This is a genomic window from Stenotrophomonas sp. 96582_Sma (assembly GCF_056480905.1).
In genome coordinates this window covers 226,603-241,980 of record NZ_CM151122.1, presented here as the reverse complement: position 1 = coordinate 241,980, position 15,378 = coordinate 226,603, and the positions used below count along the sequence as shown (strand labels likewise).

Here is a 15,378-nt window from a genome sequence, read left to right as displayed (position 1 = left end):
GTTCAAAAGTCGTAAATCCGGCGCCGGGTTCGAAACCCAGCGTTTTACAAATCTTTTGCAAATTCTTGGTTTACAGCAGTGAATCCGGTCTGAACTTTTCCGGCCCTGCGCCCGAGTCGTTCAGCTAAGTGAACATTCGGGACGAATCGCCGTCCCTTGTCAAGTCAGGAATGTGACTGCGGTCACGCTGCGGCGCGATTAGCTTCGCGGTCGGTGACCGCCAGGGCCTGTTCGATCAGGCTCCAGCCGGCGCCCGGACGGTGTGCGCCCTCGCTCAGCACCTGGCGGAATGCGCGCCCACCGGGCTGGCCGTGGAACAGGCCGAGCAGGTGGCGGGTGATGTGCTTCAGCGCCAGGCCTTCGCCCAGCTGCGCCTCGATGTAGGGGCGCATCGCGCGCAGCAGGTCGCCACGGGCCTGCAGCGGGGCGCCGGTATGCAGCACCTCAAGCTGATGCAGCAGGTAGGGGTCGTGGTAGGCCGCGCGGCCCAGCATCACGCCGTCGACGTGCGCGGCCTGCGCCTGCACCGCCTCGAGGCTGGCCAGGCCGCCGTTGATCACCACCGGCAGTGCCGGGCGCTCCTGCTTCAGGCGGTAGGCCCAGTCGTACTTCAGCGGCGGAACCTCGCGGTTCTCCTTCGGCGACAGGCCCTTCAGCCACGCGTTGCGCGCGTGCACCACCACCATCGCCGCACCGGCGGCAACCTGGCAGTCGACGAAGCTGGCAAACACGTCGTAGTCGTTGTCCTCGTCCACGCCCAGGCGGCACTTCACCGTCACCGGGATATCAACCGCGTCGACCATCGCCGCGACGCACTTGGCCACCAGCGCCGGCTCGCGCATCAGGCACGCGCCAAAACGCCCGGCCTGCACGCGATCAGACGGGCAGCCGCAGTTGAGGTTGACCTCGTCATAACCCCATTCGGCGGCGATGCGGGCGGCCTGCGCCAGCAGCGCTGGATCACTGCCACCCAATTGCAGGGCCAGCGGCTGTTCGCTGCGGTCGAAGCCGAGCAGGCGCTCGCGATCGCCGTGGATGACCGCGTTGGCGTGCACCATTTCCGTGTACAGGCGCGCGCCCGGCGCCAGCACGCGATGGAACACGCGGCAATGGCGGTCCGTCCAGTCCATCATCGGGGCAACGGACAGGCGCAGGGAATCGGCGTAACGGGCGGTGGCGGACGTCATCGGGGCATTGATCGTGGAGACTGGCATTGCCAGTGAGATCAATAGTTTACACCGGGCGGCTGAATGCGCCCGGTCAGCCGCGCGGCGAGCGCCGGTTGGGCCCGGCTCCGGCTGGCGGCCGGGGCGGGCTGGGCGGTGGCGGCGGACGCTTCCTGCCCTCGGGGAGCTTGGGGTTCGCGTTCTCCATGGATACGACCAACTGGTCCAGTGGTGGGTTGGAACCCTTCCTCAACTTAGCCATCGTCTGTCTCCTGGAGAATCTCGACCCACTGCACATCCACTGCGTGAATCAGTATGCCATCGAGCTGCGGAAGCTCGACCACGGCGGGGCTGGCCACGGGATCCGCTGCTGGATCGGCACCTTCATCGGGTGGATCCGCATCCACCAGCCAGGCCGGCATCTGCATGTAGAACTGTCCCGCAGCGGGGCTGATCGGCCACTCCTTGGGGTAGCCGGTCAATCGACGGCCATCCTTCAATTGCAGCACCACGAAGGCAGGACGCGTACCCAGCACGCAGTACCACTCGCTCGGGTGGGATGTCCTCGTGGTGAAGCCTGCACGACGGAGAACCCTGTGGAGGGAATCCTTGTTCGCAGCGAGGGCCAATCCTGCCCCCAGCAGTGCGGCGAGGACAAAACCCCATAGCAGGCTGCTGGTCTCGGTCCAGGTCCCCAGCACAAAGCAGCGACCCGCCAGCAGGAGCATCAGTTCGGTGAACTTCACCAGCACCTGGACCGCGAAGGTGAACACCAACGCTTCCACGGTCCGTTCGAACTGCGGCGGCTTGGGATGGGATGTCAGCCCATAGAACACCCATGCAGACAGGAAACCCGGCAGCAGAAAGGTCAGCAGCGTGGTGGCGTTGTTGAAGAGCGAATCCATTCCGGCAGAAGTACTCCGTCGTGAGGATCACAACGGAGCACGATCGCGGCGATTCTTCCACCTTGGGTGGGGTTCACAGGCTGAAGATGCAGCAACCGCAACAGCGGCCATGGCGTTGCAGTTGCTCCACGAGAGCCGATAGCGTCAATGCGCGCTGCCAGCAGCGCCTTTGCCACCCACCTGTTCAATGAGGGTCTGGCTGGCCGCATTGAGCCCCACCACCGTCACCTCCGCCCCATGCGCGGCCAGCTTTTCCTGCGCCCGCTCCAGCGCGGCCACGGCAGTCAGGTCCCACAGGTGCGCATCGCGCAGATCAATCTGTACCTTCGGCGCCACGTGCTGGTAATCGAACGCCGCACCCAGCTGCCCTGCCGAGGCAAAGAACACCTGCCCACGCACGCGGTAGACCTGGGTGTCACCGGCATCGTCGCGCTGCACGTCCAGCATGCGGCCGACCTTGCGTGCGAAGAACAGGGCCGACAGCAGCACACCGCTGAGCACGCCCTTGGCCAGATCATGGGTGGCCACGGTGACCACCACGGTCAGCAGCATCACCGCGGAGGAACTACGCGGATGCGTGCGCAGGTCGCGCAGCGAGCGCCAGCTGAAGGTGCCGATGCTGACCATGATCATCACCGCCACCAGCGCCGCCATCGGGATCTGCCGCACCAGATCGCTGCCGTACACCACCAGCACCAGCAGGAACACGCCGGCCACCAGGCAGGACAGGCGGCCGCGGCCACCGGAGGTCACGTTGATCACCGACTGGCCGATCATCGCGCAACCGGCCATGCCACCGAGGAAGCCGGTGACCGTGTTCGCCACGCCCTGGCCGACACATTCGCGGTTGCGCTCGCTGGGCGTCTCGGTGATGTCCTCGACGATCTGCAGGGTCATCATCGATTCGAGCAGGCCGACCACGGCCAGCGTGGCCGACACCGGCAGCAGGATGCGCAGCGTTTCCCAGGTGAGCGGCACATCGGGAATGAGGAAATGCGGCAGGCTGTCAGGCAACTGGCCCATGTCACCGACGCTGCGTACGTCCACGCCGAAGCCGATCACCACGGCGGTCAGCACCACAATGGCCACCAGCGGTGATGGCACGGCGCGGGTAATGCGTGGCAGCAGGTAGATGATCGCCAGCGCGGCGGCGCACAGCACATAGACCGTAGGACCGCGACCGATCAGCTCGGGCATCTGCGCCAGGAAGATCAGGATCGCCAGCGCGTTGACGAAGCCGGTGATGACCGAGCGCGAGACGAAACGCATCAACGCGCCGAGCTTGAACACGCCGGCCAGCACCTGCAGCAACCCCGCCAGGATGCTGGCAGCGAACAGGTACTGCAGGCCGTGGTCCTTGACCAGGTCGACCATCACCAACGCCATCGCACCGGTGGCGGCGGAGATCATGCCGGGGCGGCCGCCAGCGATGGCGGTGATGACGGCAATCGAGAACGCGGCATACAGGCCGACCTTTGGGTCGACGCCGGCGATGAGCGAGAACGCGATGGCCTCGGGAATCAGGGCCAGGGCGACGACGATGCCGGACAGCAGGTCGCCACGGATGTTGCCGAGCCATTGCTGGCGCAGGGGGTAGGACGTTTGCATGGGAAAGCTCCGCGCGCAGGCGGGCGTGGCCGCATGGCGCTGCAGTGGAAAGACACGGGTTCCTGAGCCGGGCGGGCCGGCTACCGATGTGCGGCAAGGGTCAGGGTGGCGTGATCACTGCAGGCGGGCGTCGGTACGTGGGAGGGACGCAGTCTACGGGAAGCGGCCCCACGGGGGTAGCGCGGTTGGCCGGCGAAGGCAGCGAAAGGCAGCGGAGCCTGGCTCCGCTCTACAATTGAACCATGGCCGCCAACCGCCCGCAGTTCTTCGACCCCGCCACCGAACAGGGCGTGCTGCGCCTGTCGATCGCCGCCTCGCTGCTGCTGGCCGCGGCGGCGGTGGTGTTCGGCCTGCTGGCCAATTCCTCGCTGATCATCTTCGACGGCATCTACGGCCTGATCGACGTGGTGATGACCTGGCTGTCACTGCTGGTGGCGCGGTTGATCGCGCTGTCCACGCAGACTGACGCCCTGCAGTCGCGGCTCAACCAGCGCTTCACCATGGGCTTCTGGCACCTGGAGCCGATCGTGCTGGGGGTGAGCGGCACACTGATGATCGGTGCGGCGCTGTATGCGCTGGTCAATGCGGTGGACGCGTTGATGTCCGGGGGCCGCCACATCGCCCTCGGCCCGGCCATTGCCTTCGCCGGGCTGTCGATCGTGGGCGAAGGCGCGCTGGCCTGGTTCATCCTGCGCGCCAACCGCCGCATCGGCTCGGAGTTCATCGCATTGGACGCGAAGAACTGGGTGATCGCGGCCAGCATGTCGGCCTGCTACCTGCTGGCCTTCCTCGGCGGCGTACTGGTGCAGGGCACGTCGCTGGCGTGGGTCGGGCCGTACATCGACCCGGCCATCCTCGCCTTCGTCTGCGTGCTGGTGATGATCGCCCCGCTCGGCACGGTGCGCCGGGCGCTGGCCGGCATCCTGCTGGTCACCCCGCCGGAACTGCAGGCCCATGTGGATGCAGTGGCACGCGGGATCGTGGCCAAGCACGGCTTCGTCGAGCACCGCAGCTACGTGGCCCAGGTGGGGCGTGGCGAGCAGATCGAGCTGTTCTTTGTGGTACCGGAAAACGACCCGCCGCGGCCCCTGGTGGAATGGGACCAGCTGCGCGACGAGATCGGCGATGCACTGGGCGAGGCCTCGCCGGACCGCTGGCTGACCATCATGTTCACCACCGACCGCGAGTGGACGATCTAGGCCAGCAGGACGATCGATCAAGTTTTTCGTACGCATTGCAACCCAACGTACGCAGAAACCGGGCAAAGTAGGCTCCAACGCAACACCCACCCACCGACCAGGAGCATCCCGATGTCCATCGAAAAGGTTCTGTACACCGCCCAGGCCACCTCCACCGGCGGCCGTGAAGGCCGTTCCGTCTCCTCCGACAACGTGCTGGATATCCAGCTGTCGACCCCGCGCGAGCTGGGCGGCGCCGGCGGCCCGGGCACCAACCCGGAACAGCTGTTCGCGGCCGGCTACTCGGCTTGCTTCCTGGGCGCGCTGAAGTTCGTGGCCGGCCAGGCCAAGGTCGCGCTGCCGGCCGACACCACCGTGACCGGCAAGGTCGGCATCGGCCAGATCCCGACCGGTTTCGGCATCGAAGCCGAGCTGACCATCAACGTGCCGGGCGTGCCGCGCGAGCAGGTGGAAGATCTGGTGCAGAAGGCGCACATCGTGTGCCCGTACTCCAACGCCACCCGCGGCAACATCGACGTGACGCTGGTCGTTGCCTGATGGGGTGATGCCGGCCAGCGGCCGGCACTACCCGCGCCAGAGCAAAAAAATGGGCGGATGCCGGTCGAAACCGAACATCCGCCCATCCCACCTTCGTTGTCCCGCACGGGGCATGAGGTTGCCGGCCAGCGGCCGGCACTACCAGGTCACTTCTCGCTCGTAATGAGCTGCACGACGCTGGAGAAATCCAGCTTGCCGCGGCCAGCCTGGTGGTTCATCGAGTACAGGTTGCGGGCCACTTCGCCCAGCGGGATCGAGGCGCCGACACTCATCGCCGCTTCCACCGCCAGGCCCATGTCCTTCAGCATCAGATCACTGCCGAAGCCGCCGCTGTAGCCGCGCGAGGCCGGGGCGTTTTCCAGCACGCCCGGCCACGGGTTGCACACTTCGGTGGCCCAGCTGCGGCCGGTGCTGACCGCCATCATCTGCGACAGCACCTTCGGGTCCAGCCCGTGCGCCACGCCGAGGGCGATGGCTTCGCCGGTGACCGCCATGATCACGCCCAGCGCCATGTTGTTGCACAGCTTGGCCACTTGGCCGGCACCGCTGGCGCCGACATGGAAGATGTTCTTGCCCATCGCCTGCAGCACCGGGCGGGCGCGCTCCAGCGCATCCTCCTCGCCACCGACGATGAAGGTCAGGGTGCCGGCCTGGGCACCGGCGGTACCGCCGGACACCGGTGCGTCGATCATCTGCAGGCCACGTGCGGCAGCGGCTTCAGAGACCTTGCGGGCGCTGGCCGGTGCGATCGTGCTGCAGTCGATGACCAGTGCGCCGGCCGGAATCGCGGCAAGAATGCCGTCATCGCCCAGGTACACGCCTTCGACGTGGCGGCTGGCCGGCAGCATCGAGATCACCACCTCGGCATCGGCCAGGGTTTCGCGCGCCGATGCGGCCGCGCTGGCGCCGGCATCGACGGCGGCCTGCACCGCGGCCGGGACCAGATCGAACACGCGCACGGTGTGGCCGTTCTTGACCAGATTGGCGGCCATCGGGCCACCCATGTTGCCCAACCCGATGAATGCAATGCGGCTCATGCAAGGCTCCTTTCAACAAGGGGAGTGCCCAGGTCGGCCAGCGGATGCGCGGCATCGGCCCAGGGGGAAGCGAAGAAGGTGTCGGCCCACGCGCCGGTGGCCTCGGCCAGAGTGGCCGGGTTCCACTGCGGATTGCGGTCCTTGTCGATCAGCAGCGCGCGGATGCCTTCAGCGAAATCACCGTGGGCGGCGCAATGCAGGGCGACGATGTACTCCAGGCGATAGATCGCGGCCAGGCCCTGGCCGGCACTGCGGCGCTGCAGTTCGTACGACAGCCGTGCCGAACCGGGTGCACCGGCGGCGAGGGTCTTCTGCGCCGCCTGCAGCCAGGCATCGTCGGTCTGCAGGCCGGCAATGCGCGCAACGATCGCTTCAAGGTCATCGCCTTCGCACAGCGCATCGACCCGCGCCGCATTGGCCAGCAACGGGCCGGTGGCGGCGTCACTGGCATGCGACTGCAGCAGATGGCTGAGCCGTTCGTGGTTGTGTGCGGCATCGCTGGACCACGCGACCTGCAGCAGCGCATCGAACACCGCGCTGCGGCGTTCTTCGGCCACGTGCACGTCGGCCAGGCCGGCGTAGATGGCGTCGCCCGGATTGAGCAGCGCGCCGGTCAGCGCCAGGAACAGGCCGCCCTTGCCCGGTACGCGCGGCAGCAGCCAGCTACCACCCACATCCGGGAACAGGCCGACGGTGATTTCCGGGAAGGCCAGCTTGGAGCGCTCGCTGACCACGCGGTGGCTGGCACCGGACATCAGGCCGATGCCACCGCCCATCACGATGCCATGGCCCCAGCACAGGATCGGCTTGGCATAGGTGTGGATGAGGTAATCGACGCGGTATTCGACGTCGAAGAACTCGGCCGCGTAGTCGTTCTCGCGGATGTCGCTGCGGCCGGCCTCGCGGAAGGCGACCATGCTCTTGTACAGGCTGTGCAGGTCACCGCCGGCGCAGAACGCCTTTTCGCCGGCGCCCTGCAGCACCACCATGGCGATGCCATCGTCGTCGGCCCAGGCATTCAGCTGTTTCAGCAGCAGGTGCGCCATCGGCAGCGAGAAACCGTTGAGCGTACGCGGCGCATTGAGCGTGGCGATGCCGATGCGCGTGCCGTTGCTGGCGGCGCGCTCTTCGAACAGCACCGGTGCGTCGTCGGCAGCGGTGTCGGTGCTCATGCGTTCTTCCACTGCGCGGCGCGCTTTTCCAGGAAGGCGGTCACGCCCTCGACCTGGTCGGCGGTGTCGAACAGATCGACGAAGGCTTCGCGTTCGGCCACCAGCGCCGAAGCGTGGGTGCCGGTGCGGGTGGCCTGCACCAGGGTCTTGCAGGCGGCGATGCTGGTCGGGCTCTGCTTGCCGGCCTTCTTCGCCCATTCCAGCGCCAGCGCCTTGGCTTCGCCCTTGCCGACCTTTTCTTCGGCCAGGCCGATGCGCAGTGCGGTGTCGGCGTTGATGCGCTCGCCCAGCAGGATCATGCGCTTGGCCCAGCCCTCGCCGACCAGGCGCGGCAGGTTCTGGGTGCCACCGGCGCACGGCAGCAGGCCGACGGTGGCCTCCGGCAGCGCAACCTGGGCATGGTCTTCAATGATGCGCAGGTCGCAGGCCAGCGCGCATTCCAGGCCACCGCCCATGGCGTAGCCGTTGATCGCGGCAATCGACACACCACGGAAACCGGACAGCGCCTCGAAGGCTTCACCGAAGCGGCGCGCGGCTTCACGCGCAGCGGCCTTGTCGCCGGAGGCGAACTGGTTGAGGTCGGCACCGGCGGAGAAGAATTTCTCGCCGTCACCGGTGATCACCAGCGCGTAGATGTCGCGGTCTGCGTTGAGCGCGCCCACCAGGTCGCGCAGCGCCGACAGGCTGTGCACGGTCCAGGTATGCGCCGGCGGGTTGTTCAGGGTGACCATGGCGGTGTGGCCATCCACCTCGACCTTCAGGCCTACGTGCTCCTGGGTACGCCAATCCTTCATCGCAGTTCCTCTTCGGTGTTGAGCAGGTGACGGGCAACGATCACCCGCATGATCTCGTTGGTGCCTTCCAGGATCTGGTGCACGCGGCAGTCACGCAGCAGGCGCTCGATCGGGTATTCGCGGATGTAGCCGTAGCCACCATGGATCTGCAGTGCTTCGTTGCAGACGTTGAAACCGGCATCGGTGGCGAAGCGCTTGGCCATCGCGCACCACACGTTGGCGTCGCTGGCACCGGCATCGAGCTTGCGCGCAGCGGTGTGCACCATCTGCCGGGCGGCCACCAGCTGGGTGACCATGTCGGCCAGCTTGAACTGCAGGGCCTGGAACTCGGCCAGTGCCTTGCCGAACTGGCGGCGCTCGCCCATGTAGCGGCGTGCAGCGTCCAGCGCACCCTGCGCGGCGCCCAGCGAGCAGGCGGCGATGTTGATGCGGCCGCCATCGAGCCCCTTCATCGCCAGCTTGAAGCCGCCGCCTTCCTCTCCCAGAAGGTGGCTGACCGGCACGCGGACGTTTTCGAAGGTGATGCCACGGGTGGGCTGGCTGTTCCAGCCCATCTTCTCTTCCTTGCGGCCGAAGCTGATGCCCGGCAGGTCCGCCGGCACCGCAATGGCGCTGACACCGCCGGCACCGGCACCACCGGTACGCGCCATCACCACCAGCAGTTCAGTGGCACCGGCGCCGGAAATGAAGGCCTTGGAGCCGTTCAGCACATAGAAGTCGCCATCGCGCACGGCGGTGGTCTTCAGCGAGGCCGCATCGGAACCTGCACCGGGTTCGGTCAGGCAGTACGAGGCCAGCTTGCTGCCCGAGGACAGATCGGTTCCCCACGCATCGCGCAGCGCCGGCTGGCCCCACTTGGACACCATCCACGACGCCATGTTGTGGATGCTGATGTACGCCGCGGTCGACGGATCGACGTTGGCGAGCTCCTCGATGACGACGGCGGCGTCCAGTCGGCTCAGGCCGCTGCCGCCCACTTCCGGGTCCATGTACAGACCGCAGAAGCCCAGTTCACCGGCCTTGGCGATCGCCTCGCGCGGAAAGATGCCCTCCGCATCCCATCGCGCGGCGTGCGGCGCCAGTTCGGCCTGTGCGAAGTCGCGCGCCGCCTCGCGGTACGCCTGCTGCGCTTCTTCCAGTTCCGTCGTCATCGAGTGGCTCATGGCTGCTCCTGCCGTTACTTCAGGCTGATCGTGGTGTTGACGCCGTGGCTGAGCGTCTCGTCATCGAACCAGCGCGCGGTGACCGTCTTGGTCTGGGTGTAGAACAACACCACCTGCTTGCCATACGGACCCAGGTCGCCCAGCTTGGACGCGCGCGAACCGGTGAACGAGAACAGCGGCACCGGCACCGGGATCGGCACGTTGATGCCGACCTGGCCGACGTCGATGTCTTCCTGGAATTTGCGCGCGGCGGCGCCGGACTGGGTGAACAGTGCGGTCCCGTTGCCGTTCGGGTTGCTGTTGACCATCGCGATGGCCTCTTCCAGCGTCTCCGCTTCGAGGATGACCAGCACCGGCCCGAAGATTTCTTCCTGGTAGATGCGCATGTCGGTGGTGACACCGGCAAAGATGGTCGGGCCAACGAAGTTGCCCTTCTCGAAACCATCGACCTGCGGCTTGCGGCCGTCGAGCACCAGCTTGGCGCCCTGCTCCACGCCCGAGGCGATCAGGCCTTCCACGCGCTCGCGGGCGCTGCAGGAAATGACCGGGCCTACATCGGTGCCGGCGACGGTGCCGCCGCTGACCTTCAGGGTCTCGGCCTTGGTGACCAGGTCCTGCACCCAGTTGCGTGCTTCACCCACCAGCACCAGAGTGGAGGCGGCCATGCAGCGCTGGCCCGCGGCACCGAAGGCGGCGCCGACCATCGCGTTGAGGGTCTGTTCCTTGTTGGCGTCCGGCAGCACCACAGCGTGGTTCTTGGCGCCCATCATGCACTGCACGCGCTTGCCGGCCAGCGAGGCACGGTTGTAGACGTGGGTGCCGACGCGGGTGGAACCGACGAACGACACGGCCTTGATGTCCGGGTGGTCGCAGATCGCGTTGACCACTTCCTCGCCGCCGTGGACGACGTTCAGCACGCCCTTCGGAATGCCTGCTTCCAGCGCAAGCTCGACCAGGCGCATGGTGACCATCGGGTCCTGCTCGGACGGCTTGAGGATGAAGGTGTTGCCCGTTGCAATCGCCATCGGGAACATCCACAGCGGGATCATCGCCGGGAAGTTGAACGGGGTGATGCCGGCGCACACGCCCAGCGGCTGCATGATCGTATAGGTATCCACGCCATTGGCCACGTTGTTGGCCAGTTCGCCCAGCTGCAGGTTGCCGATGGCGGCGGCGTGCTCGACCACTTCCAGGCCGCGGAACACATCGCCTTCGGCGTCCGGCAGGGTCTTGCCCTGTTCGGCGGTGAGGATGTGGGCCAGCTCGCTCATGTTCTCGCGGATCAGCTGCTGGTACTTCAGGAAGATGCGCGCGCGGGTGCCGATCGGGGTCTTGCGCCAGGTCTTGAAGGCTTCCTTGGCGGCGGCAACGGCGGCGTCCACTTCGCCGGTGGTGGCGAACGGCACCTTGGCCAGCACGTCCTGGGTGGCCGGATTGATCACGTCCTGCCAGTGGGAGGTGGCCGATTCAACGAACTGGCCATCGATCAGCATGCGGATACGGGGCGCTGCAACAGTCATGACGACAATCCCACAGGGTGCGAAAGATGCTTGGCATTATTCACAGCACCCACCTCGATTTCCGGGCTGAATCCGCTTAATCTGGCCAACACGCCAGACGATTCATGTTAATTCTGTGAATTATTCAGCCCCCCAGCGACAACTTGGCCTGCGCCTGCTGCGGCTGCGCGAGCAGCGCGGCTACAGCCAGGCCGATCTGGCGCGGGCGCTGGGGCTGTCGGCCAGCTACCTGAACCAGATCGAGCGCAACAAGCGCCCACTGACCCCGGCTGTGCAGAAGAAGCTGGGCGAGGTATTGGGCGACGTTTCCGCACTGTTCGACGAAGATGAGCCCGCCGCGCTGCAGGAAGCCCTGGGCGAAACCCTGCGCGACCTGGGCCTGGCCGAGGTCAGCGCCACCGAACTGCGCGCGCTGGCCGGCAACCTGCCGCAGGTCAGCCGCGCGCTGCTGGATCTGCACCGCCGCCACCTGGCGCTGCGCGAGCATGCCGCCGCACTGGAATTCCAGCTGGGCGAGCCCGGCGCCGGCAGCACCCTGCCCGCTGGCGATCAGGTGCGCGAGTTCTTCAACCGCATGCACAACCACATTCCCGAGCTGGACGAGCTGGCCGAGCAGCTGTTCGCCGAGTGGGGGCTGTCGCCCGGGCACGTGGCACCGCGGCTGCGCCAGCTGCTGGCCGACCGCCATGGCGTGCTGGTGGAAGTGGCCGCACTGCAGGCCGGGCGCGAAAAGCGGCAATACGATGCCGGTGCGCGGCGGCTGTGGCTACCCGATTACCTGGAGCCCGGACAGCAGGCGTTCCAGATGGCGGCCGAGCTGGCCCTTCATGGCTACCTGCCGCAGATCGATGCGGTGGTGGCGCGCGCAGGGTTTACCGATGAGGCACGCATCGCGCAGGCGCGGATTGGTCTCTCCAACTATTTCGCCGGCGCGCTGGTGATGCCGTACATGCGCTTCCTGCGTGCGGCCGAAGCCAGCAGCTACGACATCGAACTGCTGGCCCACCAGTTCGGCGTCGGCTTCGAAGCGGTTTGCCACCGGCTGAGCACGCTGGCACGGCGCAGCGCACCCGGCCTGCCGTTCTTCTTCATCCGCGTGGACCGCGCCGGCAATGTGTCCAAGCGTCATTCGGCCACCGATTTCCACTTCTCGCAGGTGGGCGGCTCGTGCCCGCTGTGGATCGTCTACGAGGCGTTCAACCAGCCCGGCCGCATCCTTACCCAGACCGCGCGCATGCCCGACGGGCGCCGCCATTTCTGGCTGGCGCGGCAGGTCAGCAGCGGCCCGGTCGGCCATGGCCAACCGCGGAAGACGTTCGCGGTGGCGCTGGGCTGCGATCTGCAGCATGCCGAGCGGCTGGTGTATTCATTGGGGCTGGATGTGCAGAGCCCGGGTAATTCGGTGTCGATCGGACCGGGGTGCCGGGTGTGCCCGCGCGAGGACTGCATGCAGCGCGCATTCGCGCAGTTGCCGGGGCGGTAGGGTTGGTTCGGCAGGGCTGCGCCCTGCACCTGCTTCAATCCAAGGCAACAGCAAAAGCAACAGCGGGCTTTCCGTGGGATGGCGGGGTGGATCCGGTTGCGGGGGACGCTGCAAGTCCCCCTCCGGGGCCCGGCCCAGCCGCTGGCGGCTGTGCGTTCGGGCGCTTGCGAAGCAATGCTTCGCAAGCAAAGCGCCCTCACCCATGTAAGCTCGGTCGCCGCTTGCTCGTGTGCGCAGTCCTGCGCACACGGCAAGACCGGGGTTGGGCGTCCTGCCCAACCCGCCCGAGGCATGCCTCGGGCCCATGCGGCTCACGCCCCCGCAACCGGACCCACCCGCCTTCGACAGGTCTCCGCGAGCTGTCGAAACGGCATCCTTTGCTGCTGTGGGTAGGTGTCGACCTTGGTCGACACGGTGGATCCACGTCGTGCAGGGATGCTCTTCGATGAATGTTCGAAATATTCGATTTCGATGGGGTTCCATCCACGCATGGCGTGGATCTACTACCGGGTCAGTAGATCGGCGTGACCTTCATCTGCGGCAGCGGACGCGGTGCACCGTCGGTGAGGTCCGGGCCGAGGTCCTCCCAGGTACGTCCCTGCTCGACCATCAGCCCCCACAACTGCTGCGATGCCAGCCGCTTGTCTTCCGAGCCCAGCTTGTACGACGGTGGCGTCGGCTGGCCACTGGCAACCATCGCGTACGCCGCGCGGTAGGCCAGTACCTGCTGCGCCGGGTCGTCGGTGCGCGCCACTTCCAGCGTGTAGCGCTGGTAGGCCGAGGCCAGGTTGCGCCAGCGGATCCAATAGTGGTTCTCGAACGAGAACGAACAGAAGCGCGCACCGGCCAGGCTGCCCTTGTCGGCGATGCGGGTCAGCACCTCCTGTGGCATGTCCAGGTTCATGCCGCCTTCGTCGCCCTGCAGGCTCACATGCACGATGCGGTCGCGGTAACCCGGCGCGCGCGCCTGCAGCAGGTCGCGCCAGTTCTGCATGGTCGCCACCACCGCGAACAGGAAACGGCCCAGCTCCGCAGCCGCCAGCGGTGTGGCGATCGACTGGTAGGTGCGCTGCCAGCCGTGGCGGTTTTCGGTGGGCAGGAACACGGCGTGTTCCAGCGCCTGGCGGCCACTGCTGCCGTGGTTCACCTCTTCGGCGTGCTGCGGGTAGACCAGATTGATGGCGAAGGTTGGCCAGCGTGGCAACGCGGCATCGAACAGGTGGATCGGGAAGTTGCTGCTGATGCCACCATCGGAGAACCAGCAGATGCGGAACGCGGTGATCACCGGTCCGCAGGTCTGCCCCGCACTGGTCAGCCCTTCCATGCTGTCGGCCACGTTGTGCTCCTGGTCGGCCGCAGGTGCGGTCGGTTCGCAGCGGCGTTCGCGGCGCGAGGGCTCATGCAGCGGCACCGCGCTGATCAGCAGCGGGAAGCTCAGGCTCATGCGCGTGGCCACCAGCACCGGCAGCTTCGGGCCCTGCGGCAGGTGGTAGTACTGCCGCCCGTCCACCTCCAGCGGTGGGCCGGCCTGCGTCACCAGCCACTGCACCACGCTGGCCGGGAACAGCTGCTCGAACTCCTCGCGCAGGAACCAGAACTGCGCGCCGCCCAGCGGCAGCGTGCGCGGCTCGTTGTGCGACACACAGGTGGTGATCATCTGCAGGCTGATCGCATGCGGGCTGTCCGGCTCGCCGGCATAGCGCGGCGCATCGTGCAGGTCGGCGAACGTGAGCGGTGCATCCAGCGGCTTGCCGGACAGCTGCTGCAGGCACTCGTGCAACCATTCGGTCAATGCCGGCGTGCGTGCATCGCGGCCGAGGCCGCTGCACAGGCCCAGCAGATTGCGCCGCGCCACCCGCGCCACGCGCAGCGCGGCACCGGCCACGCCGGCACCGTAGGCGCACAGCAGTGATGGCAGCAGCGTCGCAGCCACGCCGCTCCAGCCACCGCCCCACCAGCCCAGGCCGAGCAGCAGCGACAGCGACACCAGCACTTCCAGCGGCGCGATCTCGAATACCGCGATGGCCAGGCACAGCAGTTTGTGCGGCAGGCGGGCATTGCCGGTCAGCACCACCAGCAGCCGATACGCTGCACGAGCGCCTCGCGCCGGCTGGAACAGGCTGTAGATGAAGCCACGCCGCGACAGCTGCGCCGACACCGCCGACAGCCCGCTGTAGCCTGCATCGCCGGGCAGGTGTTCACCCTCCTGCTGGCGGCGATCACCGCACGCCGCCGCGGCCGCCACCGCCGCGGCGATGGCGCCGGCCGAGGTGCCGCCGATGCTCTTGAAGCGATATTCGCGGGCCAGCGCCAGTACCGCATTGGGGTACACGATGCCGCTGGTGATGCCGCCTTTCATGACCAGATCGCAGTACTTCGCCGCCACGAGCCACCTCCCGTCTGTCGGTGCCCAGTATGGCAAGAGGCGCTCTCACAGCCTGAGAAACCAGCCACAGCCCTGCACTTTCATTGGCCCTTGACCATTGCCCTCGACGCGTCCACCGTTGGCACGCCGAAGGTATCCCTGCCGTGGCCTTGATGGCGGCAGGGATTTAAACGGGAATCCGGTGAAGGCGCCTCGCGCGCCCATTCCGGAGCTGCCCCGCAGCGGTGAATGGAAACGAATCCTGCCAACAGCACTGGGCTCACGCCTGGGAAGCGGCGGGTAGTAGGTGGGCTGCGGCCCGTGTCCATCAGCCCGAATACCGGCCCCGGCCGGGGGACACGACCGTCCCCTGACTCGACCTGGAATCTCCGCGGGGAGGTTGCCGGGGCCGTCGTTGTCCTGCGCGTG

At 67.0% G+C, this 15,378-nt stretch carries 12 protein-coding genes and 1 riboswitch; of the genes, 3 read left to right on the top strand and 9 right to left on the bottom strand.

The window, feature by feature from the left end; genetic code table 11:
- Positions 1-182 precede the first annotated feature (182 nt).
- The 3 genes from dusA to ACZK2R_RS01035 form a co-directional block, all read right to left on the bottom strand.
- Entirely contained in the window at positions 183-1,214 is a 1,032-nt protein-coding gene (dusA, locus tag ACZK2R_RS01045) for a tRNA dihydrouridine(20/20a) synthase DusA (RefSeq protein WP_478487713.1), read from the bottom strand.
- Positions 1,215-1,420: 206 nt separating this feature from the next.
- The gene (locus tag ACZK2R_RS01040) at positions 1,421-2,071 is read right to left on the bottom strand and encodes a DUF6338 family protein (RefSeq protein WP_049399849.1); all 651 of its coding nucleotides are present in this window, start codon (positions 2,069-2,071) and stop codon (positions 1,421-1,423) included.
- Positions 2,072-2,215: 144 nt separating this feature from the next.
- Positions 2,216-3,679, bottom strand: coding sequence for a SulP family inorganic anion transporter (locus ACZK2R_RS01035; RefSeq protein WP_180838052.1), 1,464 nt, complete (start codon positions 3,677-3,679; stop codon positions 2,216-2,218).
- 242 nt (positions 3,680-3,921) lie between these two features.
- On the opposite strand from ACZK2R_RS01035, the gene ACZK2R_RS01030 reads away from it, so the two are divergent.
- Together ACZK2R_RS01030 and ACZK2R_RS01025 are read left to right on the top strand one after the other, a co-directional pair.
- A complete protein-coding gene (locus ACZK2R_RS01030) occupies positions 3,922-4,878 on the top strand; it encodes a cation diffusion facilitator family transporter (protein ID WP_032128195.1) in 957 nt (318 codons plus the stop codon).
- 111 nt (positions 4,879-4,989) lie between these two features.
- Complete coding sequence (locus ACZK2R_RS01025; RefSeq protein ID WP_180838051.1) at positions 4,990-5,415, top strand: organic hydroperoxide resistance protein; 426 nt, start codon at positions 4,990-4,992, stop codon at positions 5,413-5,415.
- 146 nt (positions 5,416-5,561) lie between these two features.
- Here ACZK2R_RS01025 and mmsB read toward each other — a convergent pair whose 3' ends face one another.
- The 5 genes from mmsB to ACZK2R_RS01000 are packed head-to-tail and all read right to left on the bottom strand — an operon-like array spanning position 5,562 to position 11,101.
- Positions 5,562-6,452, bottom strand: a complete 891-nt coding sequence (gene mmsB / locus ACZK2R_RS01020) for a 3-hydroxyisobutyrate dehydrogenase (RefSeq protein WP_004136647.1) — start codon at positions 6,450-6,452, stop codon at positions 5,562-5,564.
- Entirely contained in the window at positions 6,449-7,624 is a 1,176-nt protein-coding gene (locus ACZK2R_RS01015; protein WP_180838050.1) for an enoyl-CoA hydratase/isomerase family protein, read from the bottom strand. The genes mmsB and ACZK2R_RS01015 overlap by 4 nt, the downstream gene beginning before the upstream one ends.
- The gene (locus ACZK2R_RS01010; protein ID WP_180838049.1) at positions 7,621-8,418 is read right to left on the bottom strand and encodes an enoyl-CoA hydratase; all 798 of its coding nucleotides are present in this window, start codon (positions 8,416-8,418) and stop codon (positions 7,621-7,623) included. The genes ACZK2R_RS01015 and ACZK2R_RS01010 overlap by 4 nt, the downstream gene beginning before the upstream one ends.
- A complete protein-coding gene (locus ACZK2R_RS01005; protein ID WP_121505114.1) occupies positions 8,415-9,581 on the bottom strand; it encodes an acyl-CoA dehydrogenase family protein in 1,167 nt (388 codons plus the stop codon). The genes ACZK2R_RS01010 and ACZK2R_RS01005 overlap by 4 nt, the downstream gene beginning before the upstream one ends.
- Before the next feature lie 14 nt (positions 9,582-9,595).
- Positions 9,596-11,101 carry a CoA-acylating methylmalonate-semialdehyde dehydrogenase gene (locus tag ACZK2R_RS01000; RefSeq protein WP_180838048.1) on the bottom strand — a complete coding sequence of 502 codons (1,506 nt, stop codon included), beginning with the start codon at positions 11,099-11,101 and terminating at the stop codon, positions 9,596-9,598.
- Positions 11,102-11,216: 115 nt separating this feature from the next.
- On the opposite strand from ACZK2R_RS01000, the gene ACZK2R_RS00995 reads away from it, so the two are divergent.
- A complete protein-coding gene (locus ACZK2R_RS00995; RefSeq protein ID WP_164117874.1) occupies positions 11,217-12,584 on the top strand; it encodes a helix-turn-helix domain-containing protein in 1,368 nt (455 codons plus the stop codon).
- 511 nt (positions 12,585-13,095) lie between these two features.
- On the opposite strand, the gene ACZK2R_RS00990 is transcribed toward ACZK2R_RS00995, so the two are convergent.
- Complete coding sequence (locus tag ACZK2R_RS00990; protein WP_478487710.1) at positions 13,096-14,970, bottom strand: patatin-like phospholipase family protein; 1,875 nt, start codon at positions 14,968-14,970, stop codon at positions 13,096-13,098.
- Between the two features lie 127 nt (positions 14,971-15,097).
- Positions 15,098-15,312, top strand: a riboswitch (cobalamin riboswitch).
- Positions 15,313-15,378 lie beyond the last annotated feature (66 nt).